We start from the raw sequence: 14,827 nt of genomic DNA, 5'->3' as shown, positions 1-14,827 counted from the left end.
TGCCTCCGGCGGGAAGAAAAGATGGTCCCGACGGAATCCCGGTCAGCGCGAAGGACGCGGGCTCGGCAGCGGAACGTCGGAGCCCGGGCCGGGCATATCGCCGTCCGTCATCGTATCCAGACTGCTGGCCGCGGCAGGAAGCGGTACCGATGGCGAGTAGGCCATCCCGCCGCCACCCTGGCCACCACCCTGGAAAGTCGCGTCCTGCTCGGAGCGGGAGGGGGCGCTAAGAACCGCAGCGCAGGCCTTGGGAAGGTTGGACAGCATAACCTGGCGCGGCTTTACCGGCTTCTTGTTCGGATCCGCAGGCTTCGGCGGCGCCCAAGGCTCCTTGGTAAACCACCAGGCGAGCGCCTTGCTGTTGCAGTCGTCGGTGGAAGGCGTCGATGCCTGGCGTTCGCAGCCGGCAGCGCCCGGCGGGCAGTTCATGCGGATGTGGAAGTGTTCGTCATGGCCATAGACCGGCCGCACCTTGCCAAGCAGGCTCCGGTCGCCGGTCCAGGTCTCGCACAGCTTCTTCTTGATTGCCGGATTGACGAAAACGCGCTGCACCTGCGGATAGCTCGCCGCCTGCATCACCAGACGGGCATGGGTGGGGCTCCAGCGGCGGCTGTCGACCGTCAGGAACTTGCTCTTGTCGAGCATCGAGGTGAACGGAATGTCTTCGCGCTGCGCCGGCGAAAGCGGCCGCTGCGGCTTCGGCGTGAACCAGATGTCGGCATCGAGCCCGATCTGGTGCGAGGCATGGCCGCTTGGCATCGGGCCGCCGCGCGGCATCGAGATGTCACCCACCAGAATGCCCGTACCCCAGCCGAGACCGGCCGCATCGCGTGAGAACTGTTCCAGCAGGGAGATCATCGCCGGATTGCCCCAGCGGCGATTGCGCGAAAGGCGCATCGCCTGCCAGGTCGGCCCGTCCGTCGGCAGGGCCACGGCGCCCGACTGGCAGCCCTTGGCATAAAAGCCCAAGGGTTCGGCATCGCCTCTATTGGGCAGTTTCACGGATCCGAAAAGCTGTTTTGCAGTCTTTTCCTCCTGGGCGAACGTCGGTTCTGAAATCGCGCCGCAAAACAAAGCGGCAGCAGCCAGGCCCAGAATGGTCTTAGAAATCGGTCTCATGCACATCCGCCGCAAATCAAATCAGTCCTTCTTCTACCGTGAAATGCGATTTTGTTGAAATGGAGATCGCATCCGCTGCGAGATTGCGCGGATAAATCGCTTGTGACCTCCGCTGCCTGTCTTTTGCTGTTATTTGCCCTATGCTTCGCCGCAACACGAATGACAAAGGGATATTGCATGGGCTTGGCTCGGTGGAAGATGGGTTTTGCAGCCGTGGCGGCAGTCGCGGTCCTCAGCACATCCGTTGCGGCACAGGATGCAGGCACCAGATGGCGGCATGGGATAGCGCTGATGGGCGAACCGAAATTGCCTGCGGACTTTCCCAATTTCCCATACGTCAATCCGCAAGCACCCAAGGCCGGCACGCTCAATCTGTCGAGTGACGGAACCTACGACAGTTTCAACCCCGTTCTTGGTCTGCGGGGCCAGCCCGCGACCGGCCTGCCGATGGTGTTCGACACGCTGATGAAGCCGAGCGAGGATGAGGTCTCTACCTCTTACGGGTTGCTGGCCGAAAGCGTCAGCTATCCGGAGGATGTGGCATCGGCAACCTTCCGGCTTCGGGCCGAGGCAAAATGGTCGGACGGACAGCCGGTCACCCCCGAAGACGTCGTCTTTACGTTCGAGAAGATCAAGGAACTCAATCCGGTTCAGGCGGGCTACTACAACCACGTGACTGCCGCGGAAAAGACCGGGGACCGCGAGGTCACCTTCCGCTTCGACGAAAAGAACAACCGCGAACTGCCGTCGATCGTCGGTCAGCTGATGATCGTACCGAAACATTGGTGGGAAGGCGCCAACGCTCAAGGCGTAAAGCGCGATATCACCAAGACGACGCTTGAGCCTGTCGTCGGGTCCGGGCCCTACAAGCTCGCTGCCTTCCAGGCGGGCTCAACCATCCGGTACGAACTGCGCGACGATTATTGGGGCAAGGCGCTGCCGGTCAATGTTGGAATCAACAATTTCCGCACGGTGAACTACACCTATTTCGCCGACCGAGATGTCGAATTCGAGGCCTTCCGTGGTGGCACCGTCGATTTCTGGCAGGAGAACCAGGCAACGCGCTGGGCGACGCGCTATGACTTCCCAGCCTTCAAGGAAGGCCGCGTCAAACGCGAGGAGCTGCCCAACCCGTTCCGCGCGACCGGCATCATGCAGGCATTGGTGCCCAACATGCGCCGCGACATGTTCAAGGACGAGCGTGTTCGCGAAGCGCTGAACCTTGCCTTCGACTTCGAGGAAATCAACCGCACCGTGATGTACGGTCAGTATGTCCGTCTAAACAGCTTCTTCTTCGGAACGGAACTCGCCTCCTCCGGCCTCCCGCAGGGCCGCGAGCTGGAAATCCTCAACGAGATGAAGGACAAGGTCCCCGCAGACGTCTTCACCGCTCCATATGAGAACCCCGTAGCCGGCGATGCCCAGAAGGCGCGCGACAATCTGCGCAAGGCCGTCGGACTGCTCAAGGACGCAGGCTGGGAACTGAAGGGCAACAGGTTGGTCAATGCCAAGACCGGGGCGCCGTTCTCGTTCGAGATCCTGCTCAGCAGCCCGCAGCTGGAACGCATCGTTCTGCCCTATACCCAGACCCTCAAGCGCATTGGCATCGATGCCCGAGTCCGCACGGTCGATCCTGCGCAATATACCAACCGGGCGCGCAGCTTCGATTACGACATGACCTGGAGCATCTGGGCGCAAACACTTAATCCCGGCAACGAGCAACTGTTCTACTGGGGCTCGAAATCCGCCGCGATGGAAGGAAGCCGCAACTATGCGGGTATCGCCGATCCGGCCATCGACAGCCTGATCAACAAGATCATCTTCGCCAAGGACAGGCCTGAGCTGATCGCGACCACCCACGCTCTCGACCGCGTGCTTCTGGCGCACCACTATGTCGTGCCGCTTTATTACATGATGGCGATGCGCATTGCTTACTGGGACAAGTTCGACCGGCCTGCGAACCTGCCGGAATACGGCATCGGCTTTCCGGATATCTGGTGGTCGAAAACCGCATCCAAGTGATGCGCGTCGGAAGGCTTGCGCCGTGCGACGCCACCTGTTCCAAATGACCCGATTGATTCGCACCTACGATGAGGATTGCCGTTTGACCCCTGCGCCGGATTTCGGTGATGCGAGAGCAGTCCCAGCAGACGTGCGAAGCGGACGTGCGTCCGGAGTTTCGTCCGATATCAGGCCACAGCCGAAAAGCAGGGTGCTCTGATGGGCGCCTATATTCTTCGTCGCCTGCTGCTGATGATCCCGACGCTGGTCGGCATCATGGCAATCTCCTTCCTTGTCGTGCAGTTCGCGCCCGGCGGGCCTGTCGAGCAGATCATTGCGCAGGTTCAGGGACAGGATAGTGGCGACCGCCTTTCGGGCGGCGGTGGCGATCTCATGGGCCAGGGTGGCGGTGGCGATGAATCGCGTTATCGCGGCGCCCAGGGGCTCGATCCGGAATTCATCAAGAAGCTTGAGCAGCAATTCGGTTTCGACAAGCCGCCGCTCACCCGCTTCCTCGACATGATGTGGAACTACGCGCGCTTTGATTTCGGCGAAAGCTTCTTCCGCAACACGTCCGTGATCGACCTGATCATCGACAAGCTGCCGGTGTCGATCTCGCTCGGTTTCTGGATCCTGATCGTGTCCTATCTGATCTCGATCCCGCTCGGCATCCGCAAGGCGGTCAAGGACGGCTCGACATTCGACGTCTGGACGTCGGGCATCGTCATCGTCGGCTATGCGGTTCCGGGCTTCCTGTTCGGCATCCTTCTGATCGTGATGTTCGCGGGCGGATCCTTCCTCGACTGGTTCCCCTTGCGTGGCCTCGTCTCTGATAATTTCGACCAGCTCACCTGGTGGCAGAAGATCATCGACTATTTCTGGCATCTGACGCTGCCGCTGATCGCGCTGTCTCTGTCGGCCTTTGCCACGACGACGCTTCTGACCAAGAATTCCTTTATCGACGAGATCAAGAAACAGTATGTCACGACCGCGCGCGCCAAGGGTCTCAATGAGCGGCAGGTGCTCTATGGGCACGTCTTCCGCAACGCCATGCTGATCGTCATCGCCGGTTTCCCGAGCGCTTTCATCTCGGCCTTCTTCACCGGCTCGCTGCTGATCGAAAACATCTTCTCGCTGGATGGGCTCGGCCGCCTTGGTTACCTCTCCATCATCAACCGCGATTACCCGATCGTGTTCGGCACGCTCTACATCTTCTCGCTGATGGGCCTTGTCGTCAGCCTGATCTCCGACCTCGTCTATACCTGGATCGATCCGCGCATCGATTTCGAGCGGAGGGACGTGTGATGCAGACACCTGCCGTGACCGCGCCTGAAACAGTGCCCGTCAAGCGCCCGCTGATGTCGCCGACCAATCGGCGACGGCTCGCCAATTTCCGTGCCAACAAGCGCGGCTTCTGGTCCTTCTGGATCTTCATGGTCCTGTTCGTTCTGGCGCTCTCCGCCGAGTTCATCGCCAACGACCGACCGATCATCGCGTCCTACAAGGGCGAGATCCTCTATCCTGTGATGATCGATTATCCGGAAGAGAAATTCGGCGGCTTCCTGGCCACGACGGATTACCGCTCCGACTTCATCCAGCAGGAAATCGAGGCCAACGGCTGGATGATCTGGCCGCCGATCCGCTATTCCTATCAGACGGTCAATTCGCAGATCCCGCACTCGGCCCCCACGAAACCCTTCTGGTTGATGTCGGCAGATGAACGCTGCAAGGCGTATCCGCAGGGCACACAGGATCCCAATTGCAGCCTTGGCAACCTCAACTGGCTCGGCACGGATGACCAGGCGCGCGACGTGACGGCGCGGATGATCTACGGGTTCCGTCTCTCCGTCCTGTTTGGCCTTGCGCTCACCATCTGTTCGGCCGTCATCGGCGTGACATCAGGCGCCATTCAGGGCTATTTCGGCGGCTGGGTCGATCTTCTGATGCAGCGCTTCATCGAGATCTGGTCGTCCATGCCGGTCCTCTATATCCTGCTGATCATCGCAGCCATCCTGCCGCCGGGCTTCTTCGTGCTGCTCGGCATCATGCTGTTGTTCTCCTGGGTGGGCTTTGTCGGCGTCGTGCGTGCGGAATTCCTGCGCGCCCGCAATTTCGAATATGTCCGGGCTGCCCGCGCCTTGGGGGTCGGCAATGCCACGATCATGTATCGGCACCTTTTGCCGAATGCGATGGTCGCGACCCTGACCTTCCTGCCCTTCATCCTGTCGGGCTCGATTGCGACACTGACCTCGCTGGACTTTCTGGGCCTCGGCATGCCGGCCGGATCGCCGTCGCTGGGTGAAATGATCGCCCAGGGCAAGAACAACCTCCAGGCTCCATGGCTCGGCCTCACGGCCTTCTTCACGATGTCGATCATGATGTCGCTGCTGATCTTCATCGGCGAGGCGGTGCGTGATGCCTTCGATCCGAGAAAGACGTTTGGGTGAAACCATGACCGAACCGCTGCTCTCCGTGCGTGATCTCTCGGTCGCCTTCCATCAGGGCGGCGCAACGACGCTTGCCGTCGACAAGGTGTCGTTCGACATAAACCCGGGCGAGGTTCTGGCGCTTGTCGGCGAATCCGGGTCCGGCAAGTCTGTAACCGCCAATTCCGTCCTCAAGCTTCTGCCCTATCCGTCGGCAAGCCATCCCTCCGGCCAGATCCTGTTTGATGGCCGCGATCTCCTGAAGGCATCGGAACCCGACCTGCGCCGCGTGCGCGGCAACGACATCACGATGATCTTTCAAGAGCCGATGACCTCGCTCAATCCGCTCCACACGATCGAGAAGCAGATCGGCGAGATCCTCGATCTACATCAGGGCGTCTCCGGCCAGACGGCGCGGGATCGCACGCTGGAACTGTTGAACCAGGTCGGCATCCGCGAGCCGGAAAAGCGCCTTCAGGCCTATCCGCATGAGCTTTCGGGCGGCCAGCGCCAGCGCGTCATGATCGCCATGGCGCTTGCCAACCGGCCGAAACTCTTGATCGCCGACGAACCGACCACGGCGCTCGACGTCACGGTACAGGCACAGATCCTCGATCTGTTGCGCGCGCTGAAGGGCGAGCATGGCATGTCGATGCTGTTCATCACCCACGATCTCGGCATCGTGCGGAAATTCGCCGATCGCGTCTGCGTCATGACCAAGGGCAAGATCGTCGAGGCAGGCAGCGTCGAGGACGTCTTTACCAAGCCGCAGCATCCTTATACCCAGCACCTCCTGGCGTCCGAACCGCGCGGCGAACCGCCGGTCGTCGATCCCAAGAGCCCTGTGGTAATGGAAGGCAAGGACATCCGTGTCTGGTTCCCGGTCAAGGCTGGTTTCATGCGCAGGGTGGTCGATCACGTCAAGGCGGTCGATGGTGTCGACCTGACGCTGCGCGCCGGTGAAACGCTGGGCGTCGTCGGCGAATCCGGTTCTGGCAAGACGACGCTGGGCTTGGCGCTCGCAAGGCTGATTTCGTCCGAAGGCCGCATCGTCTTCATCGGCAACGATATCGGCAACTATTCCTTCAAGCAGATGCGCCCGTTCCGCGACAGGCTGCAGGTCGTGTTTCAGGATCCGTTCGGTTCGCTCAGCCCGCGCATGCCGGTCGGCGAAATCATTGCCGAGGGTCTCAAGGTCCATGAGAGCCAGCTTTCGGCCGATGAGCGGGATGCCCGCGTCGTCTGGGCGCTTGGCGAAGTCGGGCTCGATCCGGCCACGCGCTGGCGCTATCCGCATGAATTCTCGGGCGGCCAGCGGCAGCGTATTGCGATTGCCCGCGCCATGGTGCTGAAGCCACGCTTCGTCATGCTCGACGAACCCACATCGGCGCTCGACATGACCGTGCAGGCGCAGGTCGTCGATCTCCTGCGCGACCTGCAGAAGAAGCACAATCTCGCCTACCTCTTCATCAGCCATGACCTGAAGGTGGTAAAGGCGCTCGCCAACCACGTCATCGTCATGCGGCTCGGCAAGGTAGTTGAAGAGGGCCCGGCCGATCAGATTTTCCGGGCTCCCCGCGAGGATTATACCCGTGCCCTGATGGCCGCAGCCTTCAACCTGGAAGCCGTCGAAGCCGGCGCCATCAATCAGTAATCTCAAAATCCGGGAATAGGACATGTCCGAAAAAGGCGCGGTCGTCATCGATCTCAAATTCGAGCAGCGTGAAATGCACGCGGCCCTCGAGGGCGCCTTCCCCGGGCGAACCATCCTGCATGCCGCAGACAAGGCGGCGGATCTGTCCCAGGCGCGCTATGCGGTCATGTGGAAGCCGGATGTCGATCTCTTCCAGCGCGCGCCGAACCTCTACGTGCTCTTCTCCGGCGGCGCCGGCGTCGATTCCATCCTCGCCACACCCGGACTGCCGGATCGCCCGATCGTCCGCTTCGTCGACCAGAGCCTGACGACACGCATGAGCGAATGGGTAGTCTTGCAGGCGCTGAGTCATCTGCGACAGATGCCGACCTACCTTGCCCAGCAGCGTCGCAGCGAGTGGCGCGAACTCGCCCAGCCGGAGGCAAAGGACCTGACGGTTGGCGTCATGGGTCTCGGCAAGCTCGGTCTCGATTCTGTCGCCAAGCTGAAGATCATGGGCTTCAATGTCATCGGCTGGTCGCGCAGTGCCAAGGTGATCGAGGGCGTCGAGACGTTCGATGCCGATGGTCTAAATGCATTTCTCGGTCGAACCGATATCCTCGTCGGCCTCCTGCCGCTGACGCCGGAGACCCGCGGCCTGTTCGATTCGTCGCTGTTTGCGAAACTCCGTCAAGGCGGCGCTCTTGGCAAACCGGTCTTCATCAACGCCGGCCGCGGCGGCAGCCAGGTCGAGGCCGATCTCGTGTCGGCGCTCGAGAGTGGCATGCTGGGTGGAGCGTCGCTGGATGTCTTCGAACAGGAGCCGTTGTCGAAGGAGAGCCCTTTCTGGTCCATGGACAACGTCATCGTGACGCCGCACGCAGCCTCCGCATCGGATATCCGCGCGCTGTTTCGCAATGCCGAGGTGCAGATGCAGCGCTTCGAAGTGGGTGAGGCACTGCAGCACGTTGTGGACCGCACAGCCGGCTATTAGGCCATGTTCCCGATCCCGAGGGGCCGAAACGGAACCATTCGCACCAACCCGCGGTTTAGCTGGCATGGACCGGCGTGACGACGATGATGCCGGCAATGGAGGAGTGATCATGAACACCCGTTTCGATGCCGACAAACCCACACCGAACGTCTCGCGCGGCACAAGTTCCAACCCGAACGGCGCACCGGTTCAGGAAACTGCGACCGAAGCGCGGCAGGGTTCCTACGGCAAGCCGATGCTGATCGTGCTGGTTTGCGGTCTCGTTCTTGCGGTCGTCGCCTGGAGCGGCGCAGAGTGGTGGGGCGAATCGACAGATGCTCCGACGGAGCAAACCGCCACGCCGCCGGCTGGTAGCACGACACCTGGCAACTCCACCGGCGCAGCACCCAGCAACGCACCGGTCACCCAGCCGCAGGCCCCGACAACCAATGATCGTCCCTCCGGAAATCCATGATTGGCCCGTCTCGTTCGGCCGCGATCTCGCGGCCGAATTGCGTTCTGGACTTGCCAAGTCATTTGCCGATAAGACTTTGCCCGGGATTGGCGCAGGGTTTCGAAATCTCGCGAGACGCCGATGTGGTGGAGCCGGCCGTCTGGCCGGGCAGGGGCAGGCATGACGAAGACTGATATTGCGACCAGGGTTTATAACCACACCTGGAAGCTGGACCCGATCATACGCAGTCTGATCGACACCGATTTCTACAAGCTGCTGATGTTGCAGATGATCTGGAAACTTTATCCGGACGTCAACGCGACTTTTTCGGTCATCAACCGGACGACGAGCGTCAGACTCGCCGAGGAAATCGACGAGGCTGCCTTGCGCGAGCAGCTCGACCATGCCCGCACTGTCGGTCTTTCCAAGAAGGAAATGATCTGGCTCACCGGTAACACCTTCTACGGCAAGAAGCAGATTTTCGAGCCGGAATTCCTGACCTGGCTGTCGACCTTTAAACTCCCGGAATACGAACTTTCCAAGCATAACGGCCAGTACGAGCTGACCTTCCACGGCAAGTGGATGGAGACGACGATGTGGGAAATCCCGGCATTGGCGATCATCAACGAGATGCGATCCCGCTCGGCCATGCGGACGCTCGGCTATTTTACGCTCGATGTGCTCTATGCGCGCGCCAAGGCGAAGATGTGGGAAAAGGTCGAGCGTCTGCGCACGCTTCCCGGTCTTCGTATCTCCGATTTTGGCACGCGGCGCCGCCACAGCTTCACGTGGCAGCGCTGGTGTGTCGAAGCCCTGAAGGAAGGGATCGGCGGCGCCTTTACCGGGACGAGCAACGTGCTCCTGGCAATGGATTCCGATCTCGAAGCCGTCGGCACCAACGCGCACGAACTTCCCATGGTGGCCGCAGCCTTGGCGGAGACAGATGAGGACCTGCGCCAGGCACCCTATCAGGTGCTAAAAGACTGGAACCGGCTTTATCACGGCAACCTCTTGATCGTGCTTCCCGATGCGTTCGGCACGGCCGCCTTCCTGCGCGACGCTCCGGACTGGGTTGCCGACTGGACCGGCTTCCGGCCGGACAGCGCACCGCCCATTGAAGGCGGCGAAAAGATCATCGCCTGGTGGAACAAGATGGGGCGTGATCCGCGAGAGAAGCTTCTGATCTTTTCGGACGGTCTGGATGTCGAAGCAATCGTCGATACCTACCGCCATTTCGAGGGACGGGCACGCATGAGCTTCGGCTGGGGGACAAACCTCACCAATGATTTTGCCGATTGTGCGCCACAGGAAATCGCCGGTCTCAAGCCGATCTCGGTCGTCTGCAAGGTGACCGAAGCGAATGGCCGCCCCGCCGTCAAGCTTTCCGACAATCCCCGCAAGGCAACCGGCGAACCGTCGGAAGTCGAGCGGTATCTCAAATTCTTCGGTCAGGAAGACCGCGTCGACCAAAAGGTCGTCGTCTAGTCATTTCCGCAATCAAAAAGGCCCGGTGAGGAAGCTCGCCGGGCCTTGTCTGTTTGGTGATGTCAGATCGAACTTACTGCTCGATCACCTGAACCACGGTGTTGGTTTCCGGATCAACGATGACGCGCTGGTTGTTGACGACCGTGTACGCGTATTTCGGATTGCTCGGCACAGGTGTCACGACGACGGTCTGCGGGATCCGCTTGCCGACGGCGATCGGCTGCTCGACCCTGTAGGCGGTGGTAGGCAGCGGCTGTTCCTGGACGTAGGTCACGACTTCGCGCGGTGGCGGGTCGATTGCTGTCCCGGCAACGGCGCCGATAACGCCACCAACTGCAGCGCCAACCGGGCCGCCAACGATCGCGCCGGTGACCGCGCCGCCTGCGGCGCCTGTAACAGTACCCTGCTGTGCAAAGGCTTGGCCGGTAAAGGCTGTCGCGAGGATGATGCAGGAAGCAAATGTCAGCTTCTTCATGGTGGTTCTCCTTTTTCTATACGCTCGGGCCTAACAACGGTAGAACTTGCAAACTCGTTCCGGAGCGGTTGTCACCTTTCGTAACCGGATGTAACGTTGTGCGGCGCTCTTGGCATCGGCGGATGTGGAGCAGGGCTTGCCTCTGCCGCGCTTCCGCCTATGTTTTCCTTCAACGCGCAGAGGAATTTGATGTGGAATACCGATTTCTGATTGTCGAAGACAGCTTGCTTGTCGCCATGGACATCGAGGATGCCGTCCATCGCAGCGGGCACGATGTCGTGGGCATTGCACCCGACATGACCGTTGCCTTGAACTACACCCGCGAGACCGACATCGCTTTCGTGGATGTCAGGCTGGCGGATGGGGAGACGGGTCCTGAAATCGCCAAGACGCTTGCCGAATTCGGCATCATCGTCATTATGATCACGGGCAATCCGGGTCTTGTCGCATCCGGAGTTTCAGGCGTTGTGGGCGTTATGGCGAAGCCCCTGACCGATCAGGCCTCCATGGATCTCATCCAGTTTGCGGTGGATCGCAAGAATGGCCGTCAGGGAACGCCGCCGGCAAGGCTGCGGCTGTTCCACTAATTGGTCTGTCCATAGCCGCATCAAGCGGTTATGACGTTACGCAAAGCAATTGCGGGACGATTGATGCGGTATTTCATCACTGGCACGGCGGGATTTATCGGCTTCCATCTGGCGCGGCGTCTGCTCCAGGATGGTCACGAGGTTCTCGGCTTCGATGGAATGACGCCCTATTACAGCCTCAAGCTCAAGGAAGCGCGCGTCGCCGGCCTTGTGCAGTTTCCATCCTTCCGCCCCGTCGAGGCGATGCTGGAAGACCGGGAAACGCTGCAGGCGGCAACCCGCGAATTCAAACCTGACGTGATCGTCCATCTCGCCGCCCAGGCGGGCGTCCGCTATAGTCTCGAAAACCCCAAGGCCTATCTCGATAGCAATCTGATCGGCTCGTGGAACGTGCTCGAAGCGGCCCGTGAAGCCAATGTCGGCCACCTTCTGCTGGCTTCGACCTCCTCGGTCTACGGTGCCAATCCGGATATTCCCTTCCGCGAAACCGACAAGGCCGACGAGCCACTCACCTTCTATGCGGCCAGCAAGAAGGCAATGGAGGCGATGGCCCATAGCTACGCCCATCTCTACAAGATCCCGACCACGGCCTTCCGCTTCTTCACCGTCTACGGCCCCTGGGGCCGGCCGGACATGGCTTTGTTCAAATTCGTCAAGGCGATGATCGAGGATCAGGAAATCGAGATCTACGGCGAAGGCAAGATGAGCCGCGATTTCACCTATATCGACGACCTCGTCGATTCGATCGTGGATCTCGCGTCGATCATTCCGTCTGAAGACAACCGCGTCGCCGGTATCGACACGCTGTCGCATCAGGGTCCGTTCCGCATCGTCAATATCGGCGGTGGTCAGCCTGCCGGTCTGATGGATTTCGTCGAAACGATCGAAAAGATCATGGGCAAACCGGCCAAACGGAAAATGCTGCCGATGCAGCAGGGCGACGTCCCCCGCACCTTCGCAAGCCCCGACCTGCTGCTCGCACTGACCGGCCGCAAACCCGAGATCGGCCTCAACGAGGGCGTCGGGGCTTTCGTCGAATGGTATCTGGAACACCGCAGCCAGATCGACTAGCGCTCGGAATGTTCAACGGGGAAGTCTGAAGATTGGGTTGGGAAGTGATGGCGGACAGAGCGGGATTCGAACCCGCGATACGCTCTCACGTATACACACTTTCCAGGCGTGCGCCTTCAACCACTCGGCCACCTGTCCTTAAAACCGACGCAAGCCTTGGGCGAAGCAGCGGTCGGCGCGATATATACCAATGAATTTGCAAGGATCAACCGGAATCTGGACGATTTGCGCCAGTTGCACAAATCTTATGTCATGCGTTGTCACGGATCAGGCTTGCCACTATTTTGCTTCCTGCAGCGATTGAGTGCCATCAGGGGAGCCTGCGATGAGGACGGTAAGGTTTCTGATGCGGGCTTTGAGCCTCGCGGCGCTCATCGCAGCCGTCGTCGCCGGCGCGATGGACTCGGTCAATTCGGTTTCCTCCTCCTCGGTCGTCATGACGAGCCTCGGCAATGCCTGGCTGAATTTCGATCCCGAAGGCCTGACGATGGCGGAGATTTCCGCCAATTCCTATGTCGGCTCGGATATCTGGCGTCCCTACGTGGCCCCGGTTCTGGCGCAGCCGGCCTTTGCGATCTTTCTCGGGCTGGCACTGTTTTTCTGGATGGTCGGATACAGGAAACCCGCGCCGTTCGGGCGTTTTTCTGCTAGATAGGGCAAGAGGCAGGCGAGGCGCGCCTCACCCGGGAGGTTGAAATGTTCTTGATCGATATGTTCAGCAAGAAAACTGTCATGCCATCGGTTGAAAAGGCCCTGCCCGGCAGAGAGACACCGGTCGCAACGTCGGACCATCATTTCGTCAACGGCCGCGCGCTGAAGGAACCCTATCCGGAAGGTCTGGATGTGGCGTATTTCGGCATGGGTTGCTTCTGGGGCGCCGAGCGGCTGTTCTGGCAAGTCCCGGGCGTTCATGTCACCTCAGTCGGCTTTGCGGGCGGCTTGACCCCGAACCCGACCTATCACGAGACAACAACAGGGCTGACCGGGCACGCGGAAATCGTGAAAGTCGTGTTCGATCCGGAGATCGTCTCCTACCGTCAGCTTCTGAAGCTGTTTTTCGAGGAGCACGATCCGACGCAAGGGATGCGGCAGGGCAATGATATCGGCACGACCTATCGGTCCGCGCTCTATACCACGTCGGCAGAGCAGGTGGTTGCGGCCGGCAAGGCGCTTGCCGCGTTTCAGGCTGCATTGACTGCTGCGGGGCGTGACGTCTCGATCACGACCGAGATCGCGCCGATTGGCAATTACTACTACGCCGAGGAGTGCCATCAGCAGTATCTGGCGAAGAACCCCGGCGGCTATTGCGGCTTGCGCGGAACAGGGGTGAGCTGTCCTGTCGCCTAGCCGGGCTGGCTGCCTAAAATCATCCCAGGCCGCTATGGATTTGAGCGACGCCGGCGCGAATTTGGTGAAGCCTTGAGCAGGGTTGCGACCTGCCTGTGGTTTTTTACCAAACGAAAAAAATCTCGTGAAATTTTCCAACACCCATGCAAGAGTATTCGACAGCCAAGCCTTCGAAGAGGGGGGCAGGTGACCGTGAGCGATACCTTTGTGAGGCGCTGCGGGAGGACCTAACTTAAAAAAACAGGGCTGAATGATGAAAAAAACACTTTTGAGCCTCGTCGCCGTGGCCGCGCTGTCGTCGACAGCGATCGCCGCCGAAGTCAAGCCGGCGCTCGTCTATGGCACCGGCGGCAAGTTCGACAAATCGTTCAACGAAGCAGCCTATGCCGGCGCCGAGCAGTTCAAAAAGGAAACCGGCACCGACTATCGCGACTTCGAGCCGAAGGACGATACGCAGGGCGAGCAGGCTATCCGCAACTTCGCAAGCCGCGGATATAACCCGGTCGTCGCCGTTTCCTTTGCCTGGACATCGGCGATGGAGAAGGTTGCCGCGGAATTCCCGGACACCAAGTTCGTCATCGTCGATTCCGTCGTTGACCTGAAGAACGTGCGTTCCGTTCTCTACAAGGAAGAGGAAGGCTCGTATCTCGTCGGCGTTCTCGCAGGCCTCGCCTCGAAGACCGGCAAGGTCGGCTTCATCGGCGGCATGGATATTCCGCTGATCCGCAAGTTCGGTTGCGGCTATGCCCAGGGCGTCAAGGCAGCAAAGCCTGATGCGCACGTGTTCCAGAACATGACCGGCACGACCGGCGCTGCCTGGAACGACCCGGTTCGCGGTGGCGAGCTCACCAAGAACCAGATCGATCAGGGTGCCGACGTCGTTTACGCGGCAGCAGGTGCGACCGGTCTTGGCGTGCTTCAGACGGCGGCCGACAACAAGAAGTTCTCGATCGGCGTCGACAGCAACCAGAACCATCTGCATCCGGGTTCGGTCCTGACCTCAATGGTCAAGCGCGTCGATCTGGCTGTCTACAATGCCTACAAGGATCTGAAGGACGACAAGTTCACGGCCGGCATCCAGTCGCTCGGCGTCAAGGAAGACGGCGTTTCGGCCGCGATCGACGACAGCAACAGGTCGCTGATCACCCCTGAAATGCAGGCAGCCGTCGACAAGGCCAAGGCTGACATCATTGCCGGCACCGTCAAGGTTCACGACTACATGTCGGACAACGCCTGCCCGATGTAAGCAGGTAACC

At 60.3% G+C, this 14,827-nt stretch carries 14 protein-coding genes and 1 tRNA gene; 12 read left to right on the top strand and 3 right to left on the bottom strand.

Features of this window, described 5'->3' with window-relative positions; all coding sequences use genetic code 11:
* Positions 1 to 42 precede the first annotated feature (42 nt).
* A complete protein-coding gene (gene mepA, locus ASG19_RS05725) occupies positions 43 to 1,119 on the bottom strand; it encodes a penicillin-insensitive murein endopeptidase (RefSeq protein ID WP_062454149.1) in 1,077 nt (358 codons plus the stop codon).
* A gap of 177 nt (positions 1,120 to 1,296) precedes the next feature.
* Here mepA and ASG19_RS05720 point away from each other — a divergent pair, with 177 nt between their 5' ends.
* The 7 genes from ASG19_RS05720 to pncB all read left to right on the top strand — a co-directional run bounded on the left by ASG19_RS05720 (position 1,297) and on the right by pncB (position 10,091).
* On the top strand, positions 1,297 to 3,141 hold the full coding sequence (locus tag ASG19_RS05720; protein WP_062454148.1) for an extracellular solute-binding protein: 1,845 nt from the start codon (positions 1,297 to 1,299) through the stop codon (positions 3,139 to 3,141).
* Positions 3,142 to 3,339: 198 nt separating this feature from the next.
* A complete protein-coding gene (locus ASG19_RS05715) occupies positions 3,340 to 4,425 on the top strand; it encodes a microcin C ABC transporter permease YejB (RefSeq protein WP_062454147.1) in 1,086 nt (361 codons plus the stop codon).
* Complete coding sequence (locus tag ASG19_RS05710) at positions 4,425 to 5,567, top strand: ABC transporter permease (protein ID WP_062454146.1); 1,143 nt, start codon at positions 4,425 to 4,427, stop codon at positions 5,565 to 5,567. Before ASG19_RS05715 ends, ASG19_RS05710 begins: the two co-directional genes overlap by 1 nt.
* A 4-nt stretch (positions 5,568 to 5,571) precedes the next feature.
* A complete protein-coding gene (locus ASG19_RS05705; RefSeq protein ID WP_062454949.1) occupies positions 5,572 to 7,200 on the top strand; it encodes an ABC transporter ATP-binding protein in 1,629 nt (542 codons plus the stop codon).
* Between the two features lie 22 nt (positions 7,201 to 7,222).
* On the top strand, positions 7,223 to 8,173 hold the full coding sequence (locus ASG19_RS05700; RefSeq protein WP_062454145.1) for a glyoxylate/hydroxypyruvate reductase A: 951 nt from the start codon (positions 7,223 to 7,225) through the stop codon (positions 8,171 to 8,173).
* Positions 8,174 to 8,282: 109 nt separating this feature from the next.
* Positions 8,283 to 8,627 (top strand): hypothetical protein, encoded by a 345-nt coding sequence (locus ASG19_RS05695; RefSeq protein WP_139283899.1) that lies wholly within the window; start codon positions 8,283 to 8,285, stop codon positions 8,625 to 8,627.
* A gap of 159 nt (positions 8,628 to 8,786) precedes the next feature.
* Positions 8,787 to 10,091: a nicotinate phosphoribosyltransferase gene (gene pncB / locus ASG19_RS05690; RefSeq protein WP_062454143.1), complete on the top strand. Its 1,305-nt coding sequence runs from the start codon at positions 8,787 to 8,789 to the stop codon at positions 10,089 to 10,091.
* 73 nt (positions 10,092 to 10,164) lie between these two features.
* On the opposite strand, the gene ASG19_RS05685 is transcribed toward pncB, so the two are convergent.
* Complete coding sequence (locus tag ASG19_RS05685; RefSeq protein WP_062454142.1) at positions 10,165 to 10,566, bottom strand: DUF1236 domain-containing protein; 402 nt, start codon at positions 10,564 to 10,566, stop codon at positions 10,165 to 10,167.
* Between the two features lie 191 nt (positions 10,567 to 10,757).
* Between ASG19_RS05685 and ASG19_RS05680 the strand changes: the two genes are divergently transcribed.
* Together ASG19_RS05680 and ASG19_RS05675 are read left to right on the top strand one after the other, a co-directional pair.
* Positions 10,758 to 11,153, top strand: coding sequence for a response regulator (locus ASG19_RS05680; protein WP_062454141.1), 396 nt, complete (start codon positions 10,758 to 10,760; stop codon positions 11,151 to 11,153).
* 63 nt (positions 11,154 to 11,216) lie between these two features.
* Positions 11,217 to 12,224, top strand: coding sequence for an NAD-dependent epimerase/dehydratase family protein (locus ASG19_RS05675; protein ID WP_062454140.1), 1,008 nt, complete (start codon positions 11,217 to 11,219; stop codon positions 12,222 to 12,224).
* 48 nt (positions 12,225 to 12,272) lie between these two features.
* Here ASG19_RS05675 and ASG19_RS05670 read toward each other — a convergent pair.
* Positions 12,273 to 12,362, bottom strand: a tRNA-Ser gene (locus ASG19_RS05670).
* Positions 12,363 to 12,549: 187 nt separating this feature from the next.
* On the opposite strand from ASG19_RS05670, the gene ASG19_RS05665 reads away from it, so the two are divergent.
* From ASG19_RS05665 to ASG19_RS05655, 3 genes are all read left to right on the top strand, one after another.
* On the top strand, positions 12,550 to 12,879 hold the full coding sequence (locus ASG19_RS05665) for a hypothetical protein (protein WP_062454139.1): 330 nt from the start codon (positions 12,550 to 12,552) through the stop codon (positions 12,877 to 12,879).
* A gap of 41 nt (positions 12,880 to 12,920) precedes the next feature.
* Positions 12,921 to 13,571 carry a peptide-methionine (S)-S-oxide reductase MsrA gene (msrA, locus tag ASG19_RS05660; protein ID WP_062454138.1) on the top strand — a complete coding sequence of 217 codons (651 nt, stop codon included), beginning with the start codon at positions 12,921 to 12,923 and terminating at the stop codon, positions 13,569 to 13,571.
* Positions 13,572 to 13,824: 253 nt separating this feature from the next.
* Positions 13,825 to 14,817: a BMP family ABC transporter substrate-binding protein gene (locus ASG19_RS05655; RefSeq protein WP_062454947.1), complete on the top strand. Its 993-nt coding sequence runs from the start codon at positions 13,825 to 13,827 to the stop codon at positions 14,815 to 14,817.
* Positions 14,818 to 14,827 lie beyond the last annotated feature (10 nt).

Source organism: Rhizobium sp. Leaf306 (assembly GCF_001423425.1).
Lineage (GTDB): Bacteria > Pseudomonadota > Alphaproteobacteria > Rhizobiales > Rhizobiaceae > Neorhizobium > Neorhizobium soli.
The sequence above is the reverse complement of the archived record's forward strand: the minus strand, read 5'-3'. Positions and strand labels throughout refer to the sequence as shown.

What these genes read in the sequence shown, in the direction of transcription:
- msrA (WP_062454138.1), top strand. Translation starts at nt 12,921, where the DNA reads ATGTTCTTGATCGATATGTTCAGCAAGAAAACTGTCATGCCATCGGTT.
- ASG19_RS05715 (WP_062454147.1), top strand. Translation starts at nt 3,340, where the DNA reads ATGGGCGCCTATATTCTTCGTCGCCTGCTGCTGATGATCCCGACGCTG.
- ASG19_RS05700 (WP_062454145.1), top strand. Translation starts at nt 7,223, where the DNA reads ATGTCCGAAAAAGGCGCGGTCGTCATCGATCTCAAATTCGAGCAGCGT.
- ASG19_RS05705 (WP_062454949.1), top strand. Translation starts at nt 5,572, where the DNA reads ATGACCGAACCGCTGCTCTCCGTGCGTGATCTCTCGGTCGCCTTCCAT.
- mepA (WP_062454149.1), bottom strand. Translation starts at nt 1,119, where the DNA reads ATGAGACCGATTTCTAAGACCATTCTGGGCCTGGCTGCTGCCGCTTTG.
- ASG19_RS05665 (WP_062454139.1), top strand. Translation starts at nt 12,550, where the DNA reads ATGAGGACGGTAAGGTTTCTGATGCGGGCTTTGAGCCTCGCGGCGCTC.
- ASG19_RS05710 (WP_062454146.1), top strand. Translation starts at nt 4,425, where the DNA reads ATGCAGACACCTGCCGTGACCGCGCCTGAAACAGTGCCCGTCAAGCGC.
- ASG19_RS05685 (WP_062454142.1), bottom strand. Translation starts at nt 10,566, where the DNA reads ATGAAGAAGCTGACATTTGCTTCCTGCATCATCCTCGCGACAGCCTTT.
- pncB (WP_062454143.1), top strand. Translation starts at nt 8,787, where the DNA reads ATGACGAAGACTGATATTGCGACCAGGGTTTATAACCACACCTGGAAG.
- ASG19_RS05720 (WP_062454148.1), top strand. Translation starts at nt 1,297, where the DNA reads ATGGGCTTGGCTCGGTGGAAGATGGGTTTTGCAGCCGTGGCGGCAGTC.
- ASG19_RS05655 (WP_062454947.1), top strand. Translation starts at nt 13,825, where the DNA reads ATGAAAAAAACACTTTTGAGCCTCGTCGCCGTGGCCGCGCTGTCGTCG.
- ASG19_RS05695 (WP_139283899.1), top strand. Translation starts at nt 8,283, where the DNA reads ATGAACACCCGTTTCGATGCCGACAAACCCACACCGAACGTCTCGCGC.
- ASG19_RS05675 (WP_062454140.1), top strand. Translation starts at nt 11,217, where the DNA reads ATGCGGTATTTCATCACTGGCACGGCGGGATTTATCGGCTTCCATCTG.